18 protein-coding genes are annotated in these 21,622 nt (G+C 63.6%); 16 read left to right on the top strand and 2 right to left on the bottom strand.

The window, feature by feature from the left end; genetic code table 11:
• Positions 1-1,115: 1,115 nt before the first annotated feature.
• Positions 1,116-1,868 (bottom strand): MarC family protein, encoded by a 753-nt coding sequence (locus FTO74_RS01735; protein ID WP_255462445.1) that lies wholly within the window; start codon positions 1,866-1,868, stop codon positions 1,116-1,118.
• 113 nt (positions 1,869-1,981) lie between these two features.
• On the opposite strand from FTO74_RS01735, the gene FTO74_RS01730 reads away from it, so the two are divergent.
• The 14 genes from FTO74_RS01730 to FTO74_RS01665 all read left to right on the top strand — a co-directional run bounded on the left by FTO74_RS01730 (position 1,982) and on the right by FTO74_RS01665 (position 16,644).
• Positions 1,982-2,938 carry a branched-chain amino acid transaminase gene (locus FTO74_RS01730; protein ID WP_162536602.1) on the top strand — a complete coding sequence of 319 codons (957 nt, stop codon included), beginning with the start codon at positions 1,982-1,984 and terminating at the stop codon, positions 2,936-2,938.
• A 502-nt stretch (positions 2,939-3,440) separates the two neighbouring features.
• Entirely contained in the window at positions 3,441-4,898 is a 1,458-nt protein-coding gene (locus FTO74_RS01725; RefSeq protein ID WP_162536601.1) for a M20 family peptidase, read from the top strand.
• A gap of 166 nt (positions 4,899-5,064) precedes the next feature.
• Positions 5,065-6,519: a metalloprotease TldD gene (tldD, locus tag FTO74_RS01720; protein ID WP_162536600.1), complete on the top strand. Its 1,455-nt coding sequence runs from the start codon at positions 5,065-5,067 to the stop codon at positions 6,517-6,519.
• 4 nt (positions 6,520-6,523) lie between these two features.
• Positions 6,524-6,832, top strand: a complete 309-nt coding sequence (locus FTO74_RS01715) for a hypothetical protein (RefSeq protein ID WP_162536599.1) — start codon at positions 6,524-6,526, stop codon at positions 6,830-6,832.
• A gap of 71 nt (positions 6,833-6,903) precedes the next feature.
• Positions 6,904-7,212 (top strand): hypothetical protein, encoded by a 309-nt coding sequence (locus tag FTO74_RS01710; protein WP_162536598.1) that lies wholly within the window; start codon positions 6,904-6,906, stop codon positions 7,210-7,212.
• A 10-nt stretch (positions 7,213-7,222) separates the two neighbouring features.
• Complete coding sequence (locus FTO74_RS01705; protein ID WP_162536597.1) at positions 7,223-7,714, top strand: DUF1493 family protein; 492 nt, start codon at positions 7,223-7,225, stop codon at positions 7,712-7,714.
• A gap of 1 nt (position 7,715) precedes the next feature.
• Positions 7,716-9,107: a TldD/PmbA family protein gene (locus FTO74_RS01700; protein ID WP_162536596.1), complete on the top strand. Its 1,392-nt coding sequence runs from the start codon at positions 7,716-7,718 to the stop codon at positions 9,105-9,107.
• A gap of 97 nt (positions 9,108-9,204) precedes the next feature.
• Entirely contained in the window at positions 9,205-9,972 is a 768-nt protein-coding gene (locus FTO74_RS01695) for an electron transfer flavoprotein subunit beta/FixA family protein (RefSeq protein WP_162536595.1), read from the top strand.
• Positions 9,969-10,934: an electron transfer flavoprotein subunit alpha/FixB family protein gene (locus tag FTO74_RS01690; protein WP_162536594.1), complete on the top strand. Its 966-nt coding sequence runs from the start codon at positions 9,969-9,971 to the stop codon at positions 10,932-10,934. The genes FTO74_RS01695 and FTO74_RS01690 overlap by 4 nt, the downstream gene beginning before the upstream one ends.
• 241 nt (positions 10,935-11,175) lie before the next feature.
• A complete protein-coding gene (locus tag FTO74_RS01685; protein ID WP_255462444.1) occupies positions 11,176-12,096 on the top strand; it encodes a hypothetical protein in 921 nt (306 codons plus the stop codon).
• Complete coding sequence (locus FTO74_RS01680) at positions 12,090-12,770, top strand: class I SAM-dependent methyltransferase (RefSeq protein ID WP_162536593.1); 681 nt, start codon at positions 12,090-12,092, stop codon at positions 12,768-12,770. The genes FTO74_RS01685 and FTO74_RS01680 overlap by 7 nt, the downstream gene beginning before the upstream one ends.
• Before the next feature lie 51 nt (positions 12,771-12,821).
• The gene (locus FTO74_RS01675; protein WP_162536592.1) at positions 12,822-14,894 is read left to right on the top strand and encodes a M1 family metallopeptidase; all 2,073 of its coding nucleotides are present in this window, start codon (positions 12,822-12,824) and stop codon (positions 14,892-14,894) included.
• A gap of 26 nt (positions 14,895-14,920) precedes the next feature.
• Positions 14,921-16,039: a hypothetical protein gene (locus FTO74_RS01670; RefSeq protein WP_162536591.1), complete on the top strand. Its 1,119-nt coding sequence runs from the start codon at positions 14,921-14,923 to the stop codon at positions 16,037-16,039.
• Between the two features lie 56 nt (positions 16,040-16,095).
• Positions 16,096-16,644, top strand: a complete 549-nt coding sequence (locus FTO74_RS01665) for a phosphoglycerate mutase family protein (protein WP_162536590.1) — start codon at positions 16,096-16,098, stop codon at positions 16,642-16,644.
• Here FTO74_RS01665 and FTO74_RS01660 read toward each other — a convergent pair.
• On the bottom strand, positions 16,596-18,155 hold the full coding sequence (locus FTO74_RS01660) for a Ppx/GppA phosphatase family protein (RefSeq protein ID WP_162539637.1): 1,560 nt from the start codon (positions 18,153-18,155) through the stop codon (positions 16,596-16,598). The two genes, FTO74_RS01665 and FTO74_RS01660, sit on opposite strands and share 49 nt — an antisense overlap.
• 165 nt (positions 18,156-18,320) lie before the next feature.
• On the opposite strand from FTO74_RS01660, the gene FTO74_RS01655 reads away from it, so the two are divergent.
• Both FTO74_RS01655 and FTO74_RS01650 read left to right on the top strand, forming a co-directional pair.
• Positions 18,321-20,189, top strand: a complete 1,869-nt coding sequence (locus tag FTO74_RS01655) for a glycosyltransferase family 39 protein (protein WP_162536589.1) — start codon at positions 18,321-18,323, stop codon at positions 20,187-20,189.
• An 89-nt stretch (positions 20,190-20,278) separates the two neighbouring features.
• Positions 20,279-21,619, top strand: a complete 1,341-nt coding sequence (locus tag FTO74_RS01650; protein ID WP_255462443.1) for a glycosyltransferase family 39 protein — start codon at positions 20,279-20,281, stop codon at positions 21,617-21,619.
• Positions 21,620-21,622: the final 3 nt, after the last annotated feature.

Genomic DNA, 21,622 nt, shown 5'->3' with positions numbered 1-21,622 from the left:
GGTGAGTTTTGGATCAAGGACGATCGGGCTGAGCCACGATTGTGTCCTCGAACTTGATTGCGCTGTTTGCGTCTTTACTTGCCGCTTACTCGGTCTACATAACCTGATAACTCACAAGCTATCGGGCGAATCACTCAACCCATCCGAGCCGCTCAGCGGCGCTTGACGTTTAGCACGAACTTTCTAAGAATATCGAACTTCTTTATTCTTGTCAACCCTTTATTTTCCGCCCTCTCAAGCTCGAGAGTAACGATAAAGGAATCAACCAGGCTCGTACAGCGACTGCAAATATCATAACGGCGTAGTTTGCCGCGGGACACTAAGCCCCTTAGCTCCGAAGAGCGCTATCGACAAGCGATAGTGAACCGTGAGGTTCAGTACATCCAATCAACTGCAGTGGCTTGGGTTTAGATCTTGGAGGACGTAGCTCTCACTCGCGATCTTCACGCTTGGACTGCGCTTCAACTTGCTTCATCGACCCGCCATAATCAAGGTCAGCAGCGAAGCTCATTTCTTCAACTTTATTAGTGTATCAAGGTTTGGTAAATCTTGCAACCTCGATACTTACTTCGAAAATCTCAGCTTAGCTTTATTTACCAGCCACACTTAGTGTGCTATTCGCCAAGTTACTACTTACTGCAATTTTTCAATTCTATCAAAGCTTCGTAAGTCTTGCAAGCTTGATACTTACCGGCTTCGCTTTACCTTTATCTATCCGCCACACTTAGTGGCCAGGCGCTTAGCTCATTACTGCTTTACTGCAACTTTTCGATCTTATCAAAGCTTAGTGAATCTTGCAAGCTTGATACTTTGTTTCCAACTACTTACTGCCTTATCGCTTCAGGTCCTGTCCGCTTCCGCGCAGGTCGCTCCTGTTTGCGACTTCCTGAGATTATCAGCGACCACGGCTTCATGCAACCTTAACGCTGTGAATAAGCGGCACTTACCTGTTCAAATCGCGAAATCTCCAGCAATGAAGCGGGTTCCAGAAAGCAAAGAATTTCACCGTTTCCGTTCCATTACGGACAAAGAAGCTCAAACAGCGATAAAACCCCCTCGCGCCGAGTCACTTTAGTACTGCACGAAGCTGGCTTTCTTACTTCAAACAAGCTGTTTCACTCCGCAGGATGAGCAATCACGCCGAGGTCCGCCATTCCGTTGACGAAGTACTGCACCGCCAGAGCCACCAGCAACAGCCCCATAATGCGGATCAGGATACGAATCCCCGTCTCCCCCAGCGCATTGGCCACACGGTCCGAATTCCCTAGCACCAGATAACAGACCAGCGCCGTAATGAAGATAGCCCCAAGAATCGCGATCAACTGCCAGCTGGTCTGCGCCTGGCCAACCAGCACCATCACACTAGTAATAGACCCCGGCCCGGCGAGCATCGGAATACCCAACGGCACGATGCCCGCGTCTTCCTTATGGGACGCCGCCTCGGTGTCACCGCCGGTCTCCTGCGTGGGGGAGCGCTTGGCCGCCAGCATATCCAGCCCAATCAACAGCAGAATGATGCCACCCGCGATCTCGAACGCAGGCAGAGTAATCCCAAATAGATGGAAGATGTACTGGCCCGCGACGGCAAAGGCCGAGAGCACCACCCATGCGGTGATGCTGGCCTTACGGGCCATCCCCCGGCGGCGGCGCGGATCGACCCCGGCCGTTACGGCAAGAAAGGTAGGCAGCGCAGCGAAGGGATCGACCAGGAAGAAGATGGAGCTGAGCGCCAGCAGAGAGAACCGCACATAGATGGAGTGCTGGATTCCGTACAGGCTGACCCCGTGCGGCTCAAAGGCCATCGCAAGCCCGGCCGGAGAGACAGGCAGGTGCTGCATTAGCAGATCGGCGATAGCAAAGGCAGCCACACCGTAATTGTTTCACGCGGCAGCCTATCTCCCGTGCGGCATAATCGCGAAATCCCCGATTTCTCGCTCCTTTGCGCCTTATAATCATTGGCGAACCCTTCAGGAGTTTTTCCATGCCTATACAGACGACCTCTCATATCTGGCACAATGGCCAGCTCATTCCCTGGGATAAAGCTCAGATTCACGTGATGTCGCACGTAGTCCACTACGGCTCATCCGTATTCGAAGGCATCCGCTGCTACCCGCAGCCTGCCCCTGCCGGCTCCACCGAGCCCGGCGCTGCCGTCTTCCGTCTGCGCGAGCACATGCAGCGTCTGCTCGACTCCGCCAAGATCTACCGTATGCCGCTCGGCTACACCGTCGACGAGCTGGTCGACGCCGTCGTCCAGGTGATCGAGGCCAACGGCGTCTCGCCCTGCTATATCCGTCCCATCGCCTTCCGCGGCTACGGCGAGATCGGCGTCAACCCGCTCAAGTCGCCGGTTGAGGTCTACATCGCGAACTTCCCCTGGGGCAAGTACTTCCACGGCAACGAAGGCGCGGACGTCTGCGTCTCGAGCTGGAGCCGCCTGGCCCCGAACACCATGCCTTCGATGGCAAAGGCCGGTGCCAACTATATGAACTCGCAGCTCATCCGCATGGAGGCCGAGGTCAACGGCTACTCCGAGGGCATCGCGCTCGACGTGAACGGCTACCTCTCCGAGGGCTCGGGCGAGAACCTCTTCATCGTGCGCGGCGGCGTCCTGTACACCACGCCGCTGGCCAATTCGGTGCTGAACGGCATCACGCGCAACTCGGTCATCTCCATCGCCCGCGATCTGGGAATCACGGTTGTCGAGCAGGCCATGCCGCGCGAGATGCTCTACATCGCCGACGAGGCCTTCTTCACCGGCACCGCCGCCGAGGTCACCCACCTGCGCTCGGTCGACCGCATCCTGGTCGGCGACGGCAGCATCGGCCCGATCACCCAGAAGATCCACGCCGAGTTCTTCGCGCTGGTCAACGGTACCAAGCCTGACCGCTACAACTGGCTGACGCCGGTGACGCTCAAGGTCCCGGTCACCGCCTAATCGCTGCAAATCCCAAAGCGCCCTCTGCCGATCACTCCGGCCGAGGGCGTTTTTTGCTGTTGCCTCTGCTTTTGCTGTTGCCCGTTCTTTTGGTTGTCATTCAGGAGCGAAGCGGAGGAATCTGCTTCTGTCGTTGCCGTTGCCGTTGTCGTTGCCCTTGTTCTTGCTGTTGCCTCTGGGGTAGGTCCGGGCTTTAGCCCGGACATCAAAACTCTCCACCAATGCGGGCTTTAGCCCCCAAGGTATGCTTTCTTCCCCCCATGCACAACTCTCGGATGCCCATTCATCAGCGGCCCTGATGGGCGGCTATACCACCTCCCGGCCTTAAAAACCCAACCCGGATAAGACGGATCAAGGCGGATTAAAAACAAAGAACCTGCCGTTGCTTGTTCTATCCGCTCTTATCCGTTTTGATCCGTCTTACCCGCGTTAGGCTTTTCTTCTACCCAGCCGCCCCCATTCCCCATAGACTGTTACTCATTCCGAATCGGCAGGTACGTCTATGAAGCGACTGGTCTCCCTCCTTCTTCTGGTGATCCTTGTACTGGCCCTGATCGCGCTTACCCGCGCCGCCCTGCTGAAGCCGCAGTCCATCCCCACCGCCTCCATGACGCCCATCGCGCTCGACAACGACGGCGCCATCAAACGCTTCATCGGAGCCATCCAGATCCCCACCGAGTCGAAGTCCGAGCAGCCGCCCGACCTCGCCGTCATGCAGCAGATGCACTCCTACCTGCAGCAGAGCTTCCCCAAGGTCCACGCCACATTGCAGCGCGAGGTGCTGCCCGACGGCGCACTCCTCTACACCTGGAAGGGCAAAGACCCGTCCGCCAAGCCCGTTATCCTGATGGGCCACTTCGACGTGGTCCCCGCCGCCGCCGAGACCCTCTCCCAGTGGAAGCACAGCCCCTACTCTGGAGACGTAGCCGACGGCTTCATCTGGGGCCGCGGCACCATCGACGACAAGATCCACGTCCTCTCCCTGCTCGAAGCTGCCGAGACCATGATCGGCAAGGGCTTCACTCCATCGCGCACCATCCTCTTCGCCTTCGGGGACGACGAGGAGAACGGCGGCAGCCATGGCGCAGTCAACATCGTAAAACTGCTCCAGCAGCGCGGCGTCCAGCCCGAGTTCGTCGTGGACGAGGGCGGCATGGTCGTCACCGGCGCGACCCCCGGCCTCACGATGCCGCTCGCTCTCATCGGCACCTCTGAAAAGGGCATCCTCGGCCTGACCCTGAGCACCACCGGCACCGGCGGCCACTCCTCCGAGCCTCCACCCCACACCGCCATCGGCCAGCTCAGCGCGGCGATCACCAAGCTGGAAGCACACCCCATGCCCGCCTCCCTGCCCAGCGTCCTTACCGACCAGTACGCCGCCGTCGCTCCCTATCTGCCCTTCTCGAAGCGCCTGCTCCTGGCTAACCTCTGGCTCTTCAAGCCGCTCATCATCAGCCAGGGCCTCAAAAACCAGACGCAGGCCGGAAACTTCCACACCACCACCGCCGTGGACATGATCAGCGGCGGCTTCAAGGACAACGCCCTGCCCACCAGCGCCCGCGCCGTGGTCAACTTCCGCATCCTGCCGGGCGACACCGCCGCCACGGTCACCGATCATGTCCGCAAGGTCATCAACGATCCCGGCGTCTCCGTTAGCGCGGGCAGCTTCGCCCAGCGCGACCCCAGCCCCATCTCGCCGCTCGACTCGGCTGGCTACCGCACGCTATCCACGACGATCCACCAGCTCTTCCCCGAAGCCGTCATCGTGCCCAACCTGCTGAACGCCGCCACCGACTCCAGCTACTACACCGTCCTGACACCGAACGTCTACCGCTTCCTGGCGCTCGAGATCGACACCTCCGTACTGGGGCAGATCCACGGCATCAACGAGCGGGTAGCCCCTGACAAGTACCTGAAAACAGTTCAGTTCAACGCGCAACTGCTTAAGAACATTCAGTAAAGCCTCTGTCCTGCCGGGCGGGCCTCCTGCGCAGAGAGCGCTTGGAAGAAATATGCTCGCTGCCGACCAGCGGGAGACCCTCAGGAGATCACTCACCCATGCCTCCCCAAGAACGGTACAAAGTACAGAGTTGCCGCAGCCCCCTGCGAAGCCTATCATGGACGTAATGACCTTGCCAGTGCCGGACCTTACTCCCGACCACAAACGCTACTTTATCGATAAGCTGGGGGTCTCGGAGCGGCTGATGGAGCGCTGCCTGGGCGAGGCGCTCTCCGCCGGTGGCGACTACGCCGACCTCTACTTCGAATCCGTCACCTCCACCTCACTCGGCATCGACGAGTCCCTCGTCAAAACCGCCAGCCAGGGCATCAGTGTCGGCTGCGGTATCCGCGTCGTCTCGGGCGAGCGCACCGGCTTCGCCTTCACCGACGACCTCTCCAGCGAGCGCCTGCTGCGAGCGGCCCGTACCGCGGCCCTCATCGCCAGCGGCCCGGCCAAGGAGCTGGTCAGCGGCTTCCGCCACACCGAAACCCCGTCGCTCTACCCCATCGCGGGCGTCGGCTCCGACGGCGAGATCGCCGCTAAGCTCCAGCTCATCCAAAGAGCCGATAAAGCCGCACGAGACTTCGACCCGCGCATCACTCAGGTCCGCGCCAGCATCAACGACGAGCTGCGCCGCATCCTGGTCTGCGCCTCCGACGGCACCTACGCCAGCGACACCCAGCCCCTGGCCCGGCTGAACGTCTTCGTCATCGCCAAAGACTCGCAGAACACCGCCCGCGGCACCTCCGGCGGCGGCGGCCGCGTCACGCTCGACTTCTTCGAAGGCCCCAAGAGCCCCGAGCACTTCGCCCGCGAGGCCGCCCGCACCGCCCTCTTGCAGCTCGGCGCAGCCGAAGCCCCTGCCGGTGAGATGGAGGTCGTCCTCGGCCCCGGCTGGCCCGGCGTGCTGCTGCACGAGGCCGTCGGCCACGGACTCGAAGCCGACTTCAACCGCAAGAAGACCTCGGCCTTCGCCGGTCTGATCGGCCAGCAGGTCGCTTCGTCGAAGGTCACTGTCGTGGACAACGGCACCATGCCCAACCGCCGCGGCTCCCTCAACGTCGACGACGAGGGCGTGCCCACGCGCGAGACCGTGCTGATCGAGAACGGCATCCTCAAGGGCTTCCTCTCGGACAAGATGAACGGCAGCCTGATGGGTCAGACCAGCACCGGCTCGGGCCGTCGTGAGAGCTACCAGCACATCCCCATGCCCCGCATGACCAACACCTACATGCTCAACGGCGACGATGTCCCCGAGGACATCATCAAGAGCGTGAAGCGCGGCCTCTACGCGGTCAACTTCGGCGGTGGCCAGGTGGACATCACCAACGGCAAGTTCGTCTTTTCCGCGAGTGAAGCGTACCTCATTGAAGACGGCAAGGTCACCCGGCCGGTGAAGGGCGCAACCCTGATCGGCAACGGTCCGGAGGCGTTGAAGTACGTGTCTATGGTTGGGAATGACCTGGCCTTAGACGAGGGCATCGGCACCTGCGGCAAGGCGGGGCAGAGCGTGCCCGTCGGCGTAGGAATGCCCACAATCAAGCTCGACCGCATGACGGTCGGGGGAACGGGACGATAAGCAAATGGCAGCCGAGCGCGAGAAGATCTACGAGTGTGAAGTGAAGCGCAAACGGCTGAAGACGGGCGGCGGCTACGAGCCCTTCTGGAAGGTCAAGACAGTCGCCGTGGCCCTGTCCGACAGCGACACCGAGTTCCGCTGCAAGGACTGCTTCGGCGAGGTAAAGCTGCTGGGCCGCAACAGCAAGACCGGCACCGCTCCCTACGTCGAGCACAAGGCCCCTGCCGACTCCGAGTTCTGCCCCAACGGCCTGCTCTTCAAGAAGGCCACCGACGGCCGCGAGCCCAAAATCTCCGCACATCCGGTCGAATAAGCCCGCACCAGACCTTACAGAAAAGAACCTCCAGCGCAGCATCTCCACAACACGTCCCAAGGGGGAAATATATGGCAGTCGAACGCGAGATGATCTTTGAGTGTCAGGTAAAACGCCGCCGTGTCCGCGCCACCGGAGGCTACGAACCGTTCTGGAAGCTCAAGTCCGTCATTGAGGCGATCGAGGACAGCGACACCGAGTTCCGCTGCAAGGACTGCTTCGGCGCGGTCAAGCTGAACGTGAAGACGATAGCCGAAGGCTCGGTCCGGCACATGAAGCACAAGCTCCGCACGGACTCCGAGTACTGCGTCAGTGGCCTGCACTTCCGCGCCGCCACCGACGGCCGCCAGCCCCGCATTTCGCAGACCCCAGTCCGGTAAACAACTGAGCGTGAAAGAACCTGAACATATTGAGACCCGCATCAAGCAGATTGTGGCCGCCCAAATCTCGACCTCACCGGACGAGATTCATGATTGGGACACGATTGACCACAGCCTTGGTTTAGCAGGTGACGATGTGGATGAAATTTTCAAAAGCATCGCGGACGAATTCAACGTGGACTTCAGCGAACTGGACAATCTCTGGCAAGAATATTTCCTGCCAGAGGTCTCTCCTTCAGGAAGTCATATGATCGTCGTCCTTCTTGCAAGCGTGCCGGGTTTTATCGTTGCAATGCTCACTCGGGTCATCCGAAACAACCTTCCCCATTCTGCTTTTGTATCTATATGGATTACTGTTTCCGTAGCTTCTACGTTTGCCTGGGGTTGGGTAAGCCGCGTAAGAGAGAAAAAATCTCCTCCAGTAAGGCCCCAGATTTCGATAGCGGATCTTGTGGCTGCAGCGCGTACTGGCAAATTGGATCTTCACAGGAGTAACTCCTAGCATGTTCTCAATCGAGCAAACGACTGACCTCAAAACCCTGGCCACCGACGCCCTGAACCGCGCTCTCCACGCCGGGGCCACCGACGCCGAGGCAGTAGCCTACGAGGGCGACGAGTTCTCCGCGCTCGTCCGACTGGGCCAGGTCGAGACTCTCAAGGAGTCCGGCTCCCGCGCCATCGGCCTGCGCGTCTTCATCGGCCAGCGCGTCGCCAGCACCTCCTCCTCCGACCTCTCGCCCGAGGGCATCGAGAAGCTGGTCGAAGGAGCGATCATGCTGGCCAAGATCACCAGCGAAGACCCCTACGCGGGCCTGCCCGAAGCTGGCGAGTTCGGCCAGTTGGCTGGCGATCTCGGCCTCTACTTCGAGGACGTCAACGAGCAGCCGCCCGCCGAGCGCATCGAGATAGCCCGCCGCTGCGAGGCCGCTGCGATGGCCTACGACACCCGCATCCAGAACTCCGGCGGCGGCGACTTCGACACCGCCACCTCGCACAAAGTGCTGGTCAACTCGCGCGGATTCGCGGGCCAGTACCGCCGCTCCTACTGCGGCTTCTCCGCCGCCCCCATCGCCATCGACGAGCACGGCAAGATGCAGCGCAACTACTGGTACTCGAGCGCCCGCACCACACGCCTGCTGGAGTCGCCGGAGGAAATCGGCCGCATCGCCGCACAGCGGACTTTACGCCGCATGGGTGCCCGGCAGGTCAAGACGCAGCGCGTCCCCGTCGTCTTCTCGCCCGAGATCTCCCGCTCCATCATCGGCAACATCTTCGAAGCCGCCAATGGCGATTCCATCTACCGCCACGCCACCTTCTTCGACGGGATGCTCGGCGAGCGCGTAGCCGGAGAAAACATCACCGTCATCGACGACGGCACGCTCCTCTTCAACAAAGACGGTCTCTCCGTAGGCGGCTTCGGCACCTCACCCTTCGACGGCGAGGGTCTGCCCACACGCCGCACCGTGCTGGTCGAGCGCGGCATCCTGAAGAGCTACGTGCTGAACAGCTACACCGGCCGCAAGCTCGGCCTGCCCTCTACCGGCAACGCCTCAAGGGGCCTCGCGGGCAACCCCGGCATCGGCGCGGGCAACTTCTACCTGGAAGCAGGAACGCTCACGCCGGAGGAACTGATCGGCGACGTAAAGGACGGCCTCTACGTCACCGAGACGATGGGCTTCGGCGTCAACATGGTCACCGGCGACTACAGCCAGGGCGCCAGCGGCCTTTGGATCGAGAACGGCGAGCTGGCCTACCCGGTCGAGGAGATCACCATCGCCGGAAACCTGAAGGACATGTACCAGAACATCTCGGCCATCGCCAATGATCTGGTCTTCCGCGGCTCCAGCGCAGCCCCCACCATCCGGGTCGAGGGCATGACCATCGCCGGGTCCTAACCGGCGGCGAGTTAGCCAGCAGTAAAGCGGATGCGCTACACTCTCGCACTGAACGGCCATTCACTTTTCCGGCCGCCACTGTGGGAGCGAACTTCGCATGAAGATCATCGTAGCCATCAAGCAGGTTCCGGAGCGTGACGCCCAGATCGCCATCGCGCCGGATGGAAAGTGGATCGACGAGGACGACCTCGCCTACACGATCAACGAGCCGGACGCCTATGCGCTCGAAGAGGCGTTGCAGCTAAAGGAAAAGACCGGCGAGGGCGAAGTAGTCGTCCTCTGCGCCGGGCCTGAGCGCGTCACCAGCACGTTGCGCGAGGCGCTGGCCAAGGGCGCGGATCGCGCGATCCACGTCGAGTCCGACGATCTCGGCTCTCTGGACACACTGGGCGTCGCCCGTATGCTGGCCGATGCGATCCGGGCCGAGTCACCCGACCTGATCCTGACCGGGCTGCAATCCGACGACCTCGGCCTCGGCCAGACCGGCGTCGTGTTGGCCGAGTTGCTCGGCATCCCTCACGCCACCATCATCATGCAGGTGGAAAAGACCGACACCGGCCTGCTCGTGAAGCGCGAGCTGGAGGACGGCTGGTTCCAGCACGTCGAGATGCCGCTGCCCGCGCTGCTGACGATCCAGTCCGGCGGCAACAAGCTGCGCTACGCCACGCTGATGGGGATCAAGAAGTCCAAGGGCAAGGAGACCACGACCGTAACTCCAGCGGCTGCAACCGTGGCTCCGGCGGTCGTACTGGAGCAGGTATACCTGCCGGAGAAGCAGAAGAAGACCGAAAGAATCACCGGCTCGGCGGCGGAGATAGCGGCCACGCTAGTCGAGAAGCTGAAGTTCGAGGTGAGAGTGATATGAGCGGCATACTCGTCATCATGGAGCAGCGAGCAGGCGCGTGGAGCCGCATGAGCTTCGAGGCGCTGGCGGCGGCCCAGCAACTGGCCACAGCCCTCGGGCTTCCCTGCTCGGCTGCAGTCATCGGAGCCTCCGCATTAGCCGGGGAGCTGGCTACGCATAAGCTGGCAGAGGTCTACTCGGTCGAGCACAATCTCCTCAGCGTCTACACCGCCGATGGCTACGTTATCGCGCTGGAGCAGTTGGTACGGCAGCTCTCCCCGGCCTACGTCCTCTTCCCCCACACCTATCAGGTGCGCGACTTCGCCCCCGCACTCGCGACCCGCTTCGGGCAGGTGCTGATCTCGGACGTCATCGCGATCAAGGAAGGCCCGGTCTTCGTGCGCCAACTGCTCCAGGGCAAACTAAACGCAGACTACCGCCAAGTTGGCACAGGCCCTTGCTTCGTCTCTATCCAGGCAGGCTCCTTCCGCGCCGATGCCGTGGAATCCGGCACAACCAGCATCCATCGGTTTCAGCCGCTCCTCGATGCCGAGCAGATTCGCAACAAGCCTGGCCAGCCCTTCCGCGAGTCCGCCCAGACAGTCGATCTCTCCGCTGCGCCGGTCATCGTCTCGGTGGGTCGCGGCATCGGCGAAGAGGAGAACATCTCCATCGTGCAGGAGCTGGCCGACGCCCTGGGAGCCGAGCTGGCCGCCTCGCGCCCCATCTGCGACAACGGCTGGCTCCCCATGGAGCGGCAGGTCGGCAGCTCCGGCCAGACCGTCGCCCCGAAACTCTACCTCGCGGTCGGCATCTCGGGCGCGATCCAGCACCTGGTCGGCATGAAGGGCTCGAAGACCGTCATCGCCATCAACAAGGATGAGAACGCACCGATCTTCGAGGTGGCCGACTACGGCGTGGTGGGAGATCTATTCGAGATCGTCCCCGCCCTGACCAAGGCCGTGCTCGCCGCGAAGTCGTAAAACCAGGGAGACCCACGCGAAGCGTCCAAGACCGCACGAAGTGCCGCCCGCCCGGCGCAAGGGCGCCCTTGCCGTTGCCTGTTTTCCTGGTTGTCATTCAGAAGCGCAGCGGAGGAATCTGCCGTTGCTGTTGTTCTTGCCATTGCTTCTGGGATAGGTCCAGGCTTTAGCCCTCGAGGTCTGCCTTCCTCACCCCAGCCCCGACCATCCCCCGCCTCCAAACCTCTCCTACAATAAAAGCGTGGCACTCCTCGCACCATCAACCCGCGCTCACCACCGCGCCCCTGCGACGCAGCGCACCCCACGGCTCGCAAGGCCCCTGATCCTCTGGCACCTCTGCTCCCTCGACGCCCCCACAGTCGCCGCGCTGTGGACCGCCTTCATCGCCCACTCATCCGGCATCTCCCTGCCGGTCATGGCTCCTGTGGCGATGGCGCTCGCCGTCTGGATCCTCTATGCAGCCGACCGCCTGCTCGACGCGCGCCTCCTCAACACCCTCCCGCTAACCCCACTCACCGAGCACACCGACGAGCTTGAGGCACGCCATCTCTTTCACCATCGCCACCGGACGCTCTTCCTCGGCGGCATCGTGCTCTGCTCGCTCGCCCTGGCCCCGCTGTTACTGCGGATTCCCCCTGCCGCCCTGCGTCTCTACCTCGTCGAAGGCGCGCTGCTGGTCGCATGGTTCCTACTCATCCACGCAACACGCAGCTCCCTCCGGCTACCGAAGGAGCTTGGCGTGGGCGTCTTCTTCGCCGCCGCCGTCTTCATCCCCACGGTCGCCCGCGGCCCGCAGCTACGGCTCGAGCTGCTGCCCCCCGCGCTGCTCTTTGCGGCGTTATGCAGCCTCAACTGCCTGTTCATCTACGCGTGGGAGCACGAGCAAAGCGTCGCCCCGGATCGCGCCCATCCCACCACCCGGCTCGCCCTGAGCCATCTCACCTGGCTCTCCGCCGCACTTATCCTAACCAGCGCCACCCTCGCAGTCTGGCAGCGCGCCGCAGGTATGCTCTGGACACTCCCCACCGCCTGCGCCCTGTCTCTCGGCATGCTGCTCCTGCTCCACGCGAATCGGAGCCACATCCACCGGACGAGCCTCCGCGCCGCCGCCGATCTGGCTCTCCTGACACCGCTACTCCTACTAGGCACAGCCCGGTGGTAGAACCCAACTTCGACCTCATCGCCCGCCCCTACCGCTGGCTCGAGTACCTCACCCTGGGCCGCACGCTCGAGCGCGCCCGCGAGCACTTTCTCCCACGCCTCACCACCTCCACCCAAGCCCTCATCCTCGGCGACGGCGACGGCCGCTTCACCGCCCGCCTGCTCCGTCAGAACGCCTCCATCCGCATCGACGCCGTAGACATCAGCGCCGCCATGCTCCATCTGCTGCGCCAACGCGCCCAAACCAGCCGCCTCACCACGCACCACACCAGCGCCCTCACCTACGCCCCCAGCAGTACTCCCGACCTCATCGCAACCCACTTCTTCCTCGACTGCCTCACCCAGCCTCAAGTGGACGAGCTAACCGCCTGTCTCGCCGCCACACTCCCACCCACAGGCCGCTGGCTGGTCTCCGACTTCCGCATCCCAACCGGCCTCATGCGCGCACCCGCATGGCTCCTCATCCGCAGCCTCTACGCGGCCTTCCGCCTCCTGACCGGCCTGCGCACCAGCGCCCTGCCCGACCACTCCGCAGCCCTTGAACGCTCCGGACTCACCCGCATCGCTATGCATCGCTCTCTCTTCGGACTCATCACCAGCGAGCTGTGGCAAAAAGACCTTGTCCTGCCGGACGGGCCGCCTGCGCGGCGGGCGGGCGTTCACACGCCTTCTTAAAGCTTCGCGTGGCCCTCCCGTTGGTCGGAAGAAAACATCTACAATCCCTGCATGGCGAGACTCCTCCTTTCCGCGCTCCTGCTGGCCGCCGCCCTTCCCCTGCACGCCGGAAGCATCGCGACCAACTCCGCCACCCCACTCTCACCCCGCGTCGTCGACTACACCATAGACGCCAAAATCGACACCACCCACAAATCGCTCGACGCCACCGAGACCCTGACCTACCACAATCTCACCGGCCAAACCCTCACCACCTTCCCCTTCCACCTCTACCTCAACGGCTTCCGCCCCGAGGCCAGCTTTACCTCCGAGACCCACTTCGGCGGCGGCATCCGCGACTCCGACGCCGACGACGAGTACCCCAAAGAGAAGCTCGGCAGCATCACCATCTCGCACATCTCCGCCGACGGCCAGGGCGACCTCGCTCTGCACTTCATCGCGCCCGACGACGGCAACCTCAACGACCACACCGTAGCCGAGGTGAAGCTGCCCCACCCGCTCGCCCCCGGCGGCTCCATCACCTTCCACATCACCTTCCACGACCAGTTCCCGCTCTCCGTCGCCCGCAACGGCTACAAGCGCGACTTCCTGATGGGCGGCCAGTGGTACCCCAAGCCCGGCGTCTTCTGGCATGGCGCCTGGAACTGCCACCAGTACCACGCCACCACCGAGTTCTTCTCCGACTTCGCCACCTTCCACATCTCGCTCACGCTGCCGAAGAACTACATCGTCGGAGCCTCCGGCGTACCCACCGGCGACACGCCCCAGGCGAACGGAACAAAAACAGTTACATACTACGGAGAGGACATCGGCGACTTCGCCTGGGCTGCCAGCCCCCGCTTCCAGGTCACCACCGGAACCTACCTCTCCTCCATGGGGCCGGTCGAGATCCGCGTCCTCGCCCACGCCTCTCACCCCCACGCCGGGCCGCGTTATCTGGCGGCCGCGCAGGCCAGCATGAAGCAGTTCGAAGCCTGGTACGGCCCCTATCCCTACAAGGTCCTCACCGTCGTCGATCCTGAGCCGGAGTCCGAGATCGGCGGCATGGAGTACCCCACGCTTATCACCGGCGACACCGGCAACTTCGACTTCACCCATGAAACAGAAGCTGTTACAGAACACGAGTTCGGCCACCAGTACTGGTACGGCATGGTCGCGACCAACGAGTTCGAAGACGCGTGGCTCGACGAGGGCATCAACCAGTACACCGAGGGCAACGTGATGGCCGCGATCTACGGGCGCAATACGTCTTTCCTCGACCTCCCCTGGGCCAGCGCGTCCGACTACGCGCTCTCGCGCGTGCAGTACCTCAGCGCGCCGGATCTCGACCCCGTCACCCGTCACGCGTGGCAGTTCCGCGACGCCGCCTCCTACGGCGACATCACCTACGGCAAGACCGCGATGCTGCTCAAGACGCTCGAAGGCATCATCGGCGCGGATACCATGCGCGAGGCCATGCACGTCTACTTCATGCGCTATCGCTTCACCCACCCCACCACCGAAGACTTCCTCCAGACCATCGAAGAGGTCGCCGTCAAGAACGGCCGCGCCACCCGCAGCATCGCCGACCTTACCCACAACGGCAGCATTACCCTGCTTCCGCAAAATGTAACTTCTTCAATACTAAATGCATCTGTACCGAAGCCTCTTCAATCCATCGCCGGAACGCCTCCCCCGCTAGCCGGTGCCGGATCGAGCCTCCGCTCGTTCTTCAATCAAGCCATCTACGGCACCGAGGTGCTCGACTACGCGATCGACGGCATCGACTCCGGCCCCGAACGCTGGTGGCTTCCCAACACCAAGCAGAGCAGCTTCCGCAGCACGGTCACGATTCGCCGCAGGGGAGACTTTATCCTGCCCGTGACCCTCGAGGTCCGCTTCAGCGACGGCTCCAAGCTCCGCGAACAGTGGGACGGGGCCGACCGCTGGAAGACCTTCACCTACCTGCGCGGAGCCAAGGTAATCTCGGCTGAGATCGACCCAGATCACACCGTCTGGCTCGACAAGAACTTCTTCAACAACAGCCGCAGCACCACGGAGAACGCCATACCCGCACGCAAGATGGCCACACTCTACGCCAGCGCGCTGCAACTGGTCTCGCAGCTCATCACCTGGGTCATCTAGGAACCGGACCATCGAAAGCAGGCCCCATGCTGAATGACTTCACGCGCGATCCCCTAACCTCCGACTACGCCGCCCCGCGCCGCCGCAGCCTGCTCCTGCACGGCCTCGGCATCACGCTCCGACGCCCTGGAGCCGTCCTCTGGACCTACGCCTTCAACCTCGCGCTGGCACTGCTCTTCGCCCTTCGCTTCGGAACCCAGCTCGGCTCGATCCTCACCCACTCGCTCGCCGGACAGCGCCTTACCAGCGCCTTCGACATCGGCACCGCGGGCGACGCCCTCATCCGCCTGAGCGACAACGCGCCCAGCGCCGGTAACACCAACTACCTCGGCCTGCCCCTCTACGCGCTCGTCTACTTCATCCTGGTTCCGGGCACGCTCTTCTGCTACATCGACGGCGCGCCGTCACGGCTCTCGACGCTCCTCGGCGCGGGGCTGCTGCACTTCTGGCGATTCATCCGCATCACCCTGCTCACGGTCATCGTCTCCGGCATCGTCCTCGGCCCGCTCCTCACGCTTCAGGACAAATGGAGCGACTACGTCGACGATCACTTCACCGGCTATCCCGCGCTGGGCCGCGAGGCTGCCGCATACCTCCTCATCGGGCTGGTGGCCGCGCTGCTCCGTCTCTACTTCGATCTGGTGACAGCCTATACAGTACAGATTGGGTTACAAATTCGACCCGATGGCAAACCCGACCACCGCGTCCGCCGCACCCTCCTCCCAGCCCTGCGCGTGCTTCGCCGTAACTTCCTGCGCACCTACGGCAGCTTCCTCCTGCTGAGCGTCGTAGGTCTCGCCGCACTCGCGCTCGGGCTGAGCTACAGCCTCGCTCATCTCGCCCGCCCGCACGTCTGGCCAATCTTCGTGCTGGCGCAGCTCGGCCTCTTCGCCAACCTCTTCGCCCGCTTCTGGCAGCGCGGGGCCGAGAGCATACTGGTCCTCGACAACCCTATCCCTCCGCAAGCCATACCAACCTTCGACCCCGAACCCCGCATCGAACTCGTTACTGAGCCAGTAACAGAACCCGTTCGACAGCATGTGATCGACCCCATCCCCGATCCAGAGCCGGCCAGCCCCTCGCTCGCCGAACCCGACCAGCAAGTCTTTCTGGACGACAGACCGCCGAATAGCTCAGGAAGTTAACATGAAGAGTTTGCAACAGAGGCCAACGCCCGAACCCGACGGATTACCCTAGAGCCATGAATCTGTACTTTCTTCGCCACGCCAGCGCCGGAGTCCGCCGCAAGAACCCCTTGCTCGACGTGAAGCGCCCCATCGACCGCGAGGGCAAGCAGCACTGCCTGGAGTTGGCGCACGTGATGAACGCGCTCAAGATCAACTTCGATCTGATCGTCTCGAGCCCGCTCAAACGCTCGCTCCAGACGGCCTCCCTGCTCGCCACCGAGACCGGCTATGAGGCCGCCATCCTGCAAACAAAGTGCCTCGAGCCCGAGGCCACGATGGACGACTTCCAGCAGCTGCTGAAGGAGGTTCGCGACCGAGAGAACATCCTGCTGGTCGGCCACAATCCCAACCTCACCCAGTTTCTCGGCGCGCTTCTGGTGCCGCACGGACCGCGCCAGAAGGACGCCCCCATCGCCATGATTCGGCTGCGCAAGGGAGCGCTGGGCCGCGTCTCCATCACTCAAGGCCCAGCCGTACTGATGAGCCTGCTCGACCCCCGCACCGTCAAGGCTCTCTACGCCACCTCGACAAAAAGCTCGCGCCGGAAGACCTCGAAGAAGTAGTCGGCTTCCTTCTTCAGCGCCCACCCCTCCAGCTCCGCGCCGCCGCGCCCGGGCACGATATCCAGCACGATCCGCTTCGGATACACCGACGTCTTGAGCCCCACCACGGCCGAGGCGCGGTCCTGGTTGAGCGCCGCCGCCAGCCGCAGCAACACACCCGCCCGGATCACATGCTGGTGCTCCTCCACCGGCACCGCGCGCATCACCCGGTCCAGCGGGTCCGGGCGGCTCTTGCCCAGATAGCGGGCGATGGCGCTCACAATGGCGCGTTGTTCGGGCGAGAAGCCCGGAATCTCCGAGTTGGCGATGATGTACTGCGTATGCCGATGGTGACCCTGGTGGCTCATAAACTTGCCCACTTCCTGCATCATCGCCGCGGCCTGCAACCACGTCCGATACTCGGGCGGCAGCTCGTGAACCTTGGCCAGCGCGTCGAAGAGCTGGGTCGCGTGCAGGCGCACCGGCTCGGCGGTCTTCAGAGCGATCCCGTAGCGGTGGCAGACCTCCAGCACACCCGCCCAGCGCTCGTCCTCGATCTTCTTGTGCACCTCGGTGCGCAGGTCCACCTCGCCCAGCATCTGCGCCAGCATCCCATCGCGCAGCCCCAGCGGCGAGTAGCGGAAACCCGGCAGCTCGAACCGCTCCAGCAGCGCCGCATATACCTGCGCGCCGCCGACGATGATCTCCGACCGCCGCGGCCCGATTCCCGGCACCGCCTCGCGCTGCAACTTGTTCATCTTCAGCAGCTTGTCGGCCAGCTTGCGCACGTAGGGCGTCGCGGCCTCCTGCGGCTTGATGCGCACAAACTGCTTGGGTGGAGTCTTCCTGACCGGCAGCTTGGCCGCCACGGCCATGCTGCCCTCGGCCAGCGCCGCCGCCGTACCCGAGGTCGCGATGACGAGCTGCACCTTGGGCTTGCCCAGCTTGCGCTCGGCCCGCGCCAACTCGCGGTGGATAAACTGCCGCAGCCGCGCAATGTCTTCTTTCCCCGGCGGGTCCACCTGCAAAAACTCCTGTTGCAACCGCACCGCGCCCAGAGGCAGACTCACCATCTGTTTCACCCGCCCGCCGTGCGAGACCGTGACCTCGCAGCTTCCGCCGCCGAGATCGATCAGCACGCACGATCCCTTGGCCCCCGGCTCGTACGTCACCACGCCCAGGTGGATCAGCCGCCCCTCCTCAATGCCCGAGATCACCTCGACGTCCCAGCCCGTCGCCGAGCGCACCCACTCCCGAAAGGCCGAGGCGTTGCGAGCGTCGCGCATGGCGCTGGTCGCCACAACCCGCACCTTATCCACCACATGCAGTTGCACCGCCTTGTGGAAGCGCTTCAGCGCCTTGATCGTATTGGCCATCGACTCCGGCGAGATAACCCCGGTCTGGAAGACACTTTCTCCCAGCCGCGTCACCTCCCGATCCTCGTACAGCGTCTTTAACTTATGCTGCACCACCGACGCAATCTTCAGACGGCACGAGTTCGATCCGATATCGATCGCCGCAAACGTAGGCATTCCAACCCCCAGCGTCCGGCCGCCGCCCTGGCGCACACCATGTGCAGGCAGGGAAATCACCGGATATAAGCAAGATACATGGTGCAGTATTTATGGTCCGCGACCGGACCGCACTCCACCGCAGCCCACACACAGCCACTCTCCGCTATTCTAAGGTTCGCAGCAATGATGAATGAAAACCCACCCAGCTTCCCCCCCGCGGCCGCGCCTGCCGGAGCCCCCCGCAACGCCGCGACTATCCTGATCCTGGGTGCACTCTGGCTGCTCCTCTTCTTCGCCGCGCTCTTCTCGCCGCCGCTGCTGGACGACGCCGACGCCACCCACGCCCAGGCCGCGCGCGCCATGGTCACCACCGGCGACCTCGTCACCCTGCATGTAGACGGCATCCGCTACCTCGAAAAGGCCCCGCTCCCCTACTGGCTCGTAGCCATCTGCTATCGCCTCTTCGGCTTCAACACCTTCGCCACCCACCTCCCCCAGGCCGTAGCCGTGCTGCTGCTGGCGCTGCTGGGCTGGCACTGGGGCACCCAGAGCTTCGGTGAGCGCACCGGCTTCTACACGGGCCTCTCAGTCCTGACCTCTGCGGGCATCTTCCTCTTCACCCGCATCTTTATCCCCGAAGTGCTGCTCTCGCTGCTGCTGGCCGTGGCACTCTTCAGCTTCCTCAAGACACTCACGCCCCCCAGCCCGCGATGCTGGCCCTACGCCATGTGGGCCGCACTGGCCCTGGCCGTCCTGACCAAGGGCCTCGTCGCCCTGGTCTTCTTCTTCGGAGCCGCAGCCGCCTATCTCCTCCTGACCCGCGAGCTGAGCCGCTGGCGTCTGCTCCGGCCTCTCACCGGCGGGTTGCTCCTACTGGCCATCGCCGCTCCGTGGCACGTACTAGCGGGACTGCGCAACACCGGCGGAGCCGACGGCCACGGCTTCCTCTGGTTCTACTTCGTCAACGAGCACTTCCTCCGCTTCCTCGGCCGCCGCATCCCGCGCGACTACAACAAGCTCCCCGGTTCCCTCTTCTGGAGCCTGCACCTGGTCTGGCTCTTCCCCTGGTCGCTCTTCGCTCCGCTGGCCCTCGACGCGGCCCGGCGGCGCTGGCGCAGCCTGACCGCCAATACGTTCCAGCAGCGCAGCGTCCTCCTTCTGGGCATCTTCTCCTCGCTGGTCCTCGTCTTCTTCTCCCTTTCGACCAACCAGGAGTACTACACCTTCCCGGCCTATCTTCCCCTGCTGCTGCTGCTCTCGGCAGCCCTCGCCCGCGCCGAGCAGACCTACCCCACCAACGCCCGCTGGATCACCTTCGCCCACGCCGCCCTCACCCTCCTCGGCGCAGCCTTTGCCCTCACCCTCGGCTACGGCCTCTGGACCTCCCGCCACCTGCCCTTCGTGCCCGACATCGGTGCTCTGCTCGCCCACCGCGGCGTGGGCGACTATACCCTCTCCATGTCGCACCTCTTCGACCTGACCGGCCCCTCCTTCGCCGCGCTCCGCCTGCCCGCCGCCCTGGCCGCCGCGGCCTTCGCCTGCGGCCCCGCGCTGGCGTGGACGCTGCGACACCAGCGCCGCCACATCGCCGCCACCAGCGCCATCGCCCTCACCTCAGCGGTCTTCCTCATCGCGGCCCACATCGCCCTCACGCGCTTCGCCCCCATGCTCTCCAGCCAGTCCATCGCGGCGAAGATCCAGACCCTCCGCGCCACCCACTCCATCGCCCCCGACACCCGCATCCTGCTCTTCGGCGACCAGTCCTACGGCTCGTCCATTCCCTTCTACCTCGGCCGGCAGGTCGCTCTCGTCGATGGCCGCAGCTCCTCCATGCTCTTCGGCTCCAGTTTTTCCGACGCGCCGCCCATCTTCCTCACCAGCTCGCAGCTAGCCGCCGAGTGGGGCACCGGAGCCCGCAAGCTACTCTTCGTGCCGCTCGAAGAACGCGACACCGTAGACCATCTCCTCGGCCCCCGTCAGATCCTCCTCGAAGAGATCAGCGGCAAGGCACTCGTTACCGACCGGCCACTCGATCCTCCGCCGCAGCGTTGACAGGCCCCAGACCATCGCCGATCATAGCCCCACGCCGCATTCACCTATAACCCTTCGCCCAGCCTGGTAAGAATCCAGCCACCATTCTCTTGAACGCAACCTCCGCGCCTACCTCCGACCCGACCCTCGCCATCGCCCCCACCCGCCGCTGGAGCCTGCGCTCGCTGGCCCTCATCGTCGCCGCATGGCTCATCCTGCAGATCGGCGGCCTCTTCTCGCCCGGCCTGCTCGACGACGTGGACTCGGTCTACCTCGAGGTCGCCCGCGAGATGCTGCACCGCCACGACTTCGTCACTCCCTACGTCAACGGCATCCGCTTCTTCGACAAGCCGCCGCTGATGTACTGGATGGCCTCCTCCTCGATGTCGATCTTCGGCGAGTCCGACTGGGCAGGACGCCTGCCGCTCGCGTTGGCAGTGCTGACGCTACTCTTCGCGGTCTACGCCCTCGGCCTGAGGCTCTTCGCGGCTGAGTCGCCTGCCCTTCACCCCGACCTGGGAGCCCTCTACTCAGCGCTGGCCGTGGCCACCGGCATCGGTCCCTACCTCTACACCCGCTTCTACATCCCGGACATCCTCATCGCCCTGTGGATGACGCTTGGAGTCCACCTCTTCCTCATCGCGCTGGACCGCATCGCAGCCAAACGGAGCGGTCTGCTCCCCTGCCTCCTCTTCGCCGCCACCCTGGCTCTGAACCTGCTCACCAAGGGCCTCATCGGACTGGTCTTCCCCATCGGCTTCGTCTTCTGCTACCTCGTCCTCACCCGCCAGCTCCGGCTGCTGGGCCGGATGCACCTGCTGGCCTCAACCGCGATCTTCGCCGCCATCGCGCTACCTTGGCATATTCTGGCCGCGATCAGAAACCCCGCCATCGCCCTGCCGAGCGGCCTCGGCCTGCCCGCGCGCGGCGGCTGGGCCTGGTTCTACCTCTACAACGAGCACTTCGCCCGCTTCCTCGGCAAGCGCATCCCCCACGACTACGGCCAGACCCCCGTCTGGCTCTTCTGGCTCTACGCCGTTATCTGGGTCATGCCCTGGTCGGCCTTCCTGCCCGGAGCCATCACCACGCTGCGCCACCACCTCGGCCACCGCTTCCCCAGCACCGTCCGCCAGCGCGAGGCCGCGCTCGCCCTCACCCTCTGGGCCCTGATCGTGATGGTCTTCTTCACCCTTTCGAGCCGTCAGGAGTACTACTCCATCCCCGCGCTGCCTGCGCTCTTCCTGATGGCCGGTGGCCTGTTAGCCCGCGCCGACAGCGCCTCCCCAGCCTCCAAGAGCGCCTTACTCTGGCACCGCTGGGCCTTGCTGCCTCTGGCCACGCTCGTCACGATCGTCTGCGGCTGGTTCGCCATCACAGCTCCCATCCCCCCGCCCGGGCCGACCTCTCCGGCCTCCTCGCCAGCAACCCCGACCTGTACAACGTCTCGCTAGGCC

This window comes from Granulicella sp. WH15 (assembly GCF_009914315.1).
In the GTDB taxonomy this organism is placed as follows: Bacteria; Acidobacteriota; Terriglobia; order Terriglobales; family Acidobacteriaceae; genus Edaphobacter.
This window is presented reverse-complemented; position numbering and strand designations above follow the sequence as displayed.

What these genes read in the sequence shown, in the direction of transcription:
- FTO74_RS01710 (WP_162536598.1), top strand. Translation starts at nt 6,904, where the DNA reads ATGGCAGTCGAACGCGAGATGATCTTTGAGTGTCAGGTAAAACGCCGC.
- FTO74_RS01655 (WP_162536589.1), top strand. Translation starts at nt 18,321, where the DNA reads ATGATGAATGAAAACCCACCCAGCTTCCCCCCCGCGGCCGCGCCTGCC.
- FTO74_RS01695 (WP_162536595.1), top strand. Translation starts at nt 9,205, where the DNA reads ATGAAGATCATCGTAGCCATCAAGCAGGTTCCGGAGCGTGACGCCCAG.
- FTO74_RS01730 (WP_162536602.1), top strand. Translation starts at nt 1,982, where the DNA reads ATGCCTATACAGACGACCTCTCATATCTGGCACAATGGCCAGCTCATT.
- FTO74_RS01670 (WP_162536591.1), top strand. Translation starts at nt 14,921, where the DNA reads ATGCTGAATGACTTCACGCGCGATCCCCTAACCTCCGACTACGCCGCC.
- FTO74_RS01715 (WP_162536599.1), top strand. Translation starts at nt 6,524, where the DNA reads ATGGCAGCCGAGCGCGAGAAGATCTACGAGTGTGAAGTGAAGCGCAAA.
- FTO74_RS01675 (WP_162536592.1), top strand. Translation starts at nt 12,822, where the DNA reads ATGGCGAGACTCCTCCTTTCCGCGCTCCTGCTGGCCGCCGCCCTTCCC.
- tldD (WP_162536600.1), top strand. Translation starts at nt 5,065, where the DNA reads ATGACCTTGCCAGTGCCGGACCTTACTCCCGACCACAAACGCTACTTT.
- FTO74_RS01700 (WP_162536596.1), top strand. Translation starts at nt 7,716, where the DNA reads ATGTTCTCAATCGAGCAAACGACTGACCTCAAAACCCTGGCCACCGAC.
- FTO74_RS01725 (WP_162536601.1), top strand. Translation starts at nt 3,441, where the DNA reads ATGAAGCGACTGGTCTCCCTCCTTCTTCTGGTGATCCTTGTACTGGCC.
- FTO74_RS01665 (WP_162536590.1), top strand. Translation starts at nt 16,096, where the DNA reads ATGAATCTGTACTTTCTTCGCCACGCCAGCGCCGGAGTCCGCCGCAAG.
- FTO74_RS01660 (WP_162539637.1), bottom strand. Translation starts at nt 18,155, where the DNA reads ATGCCTACGTTTGCGGCGATCGATATCGGATCGAACTCGTGCCGTCTG.
- FTO74_RS01690 (WP_162536594.1), top strand. Translation starts at nt 9,969, where the DNA reads ATGAGCGGCATACTCGTCATCATGGAGCAGCGAGCAGGCGCGTGGAGC.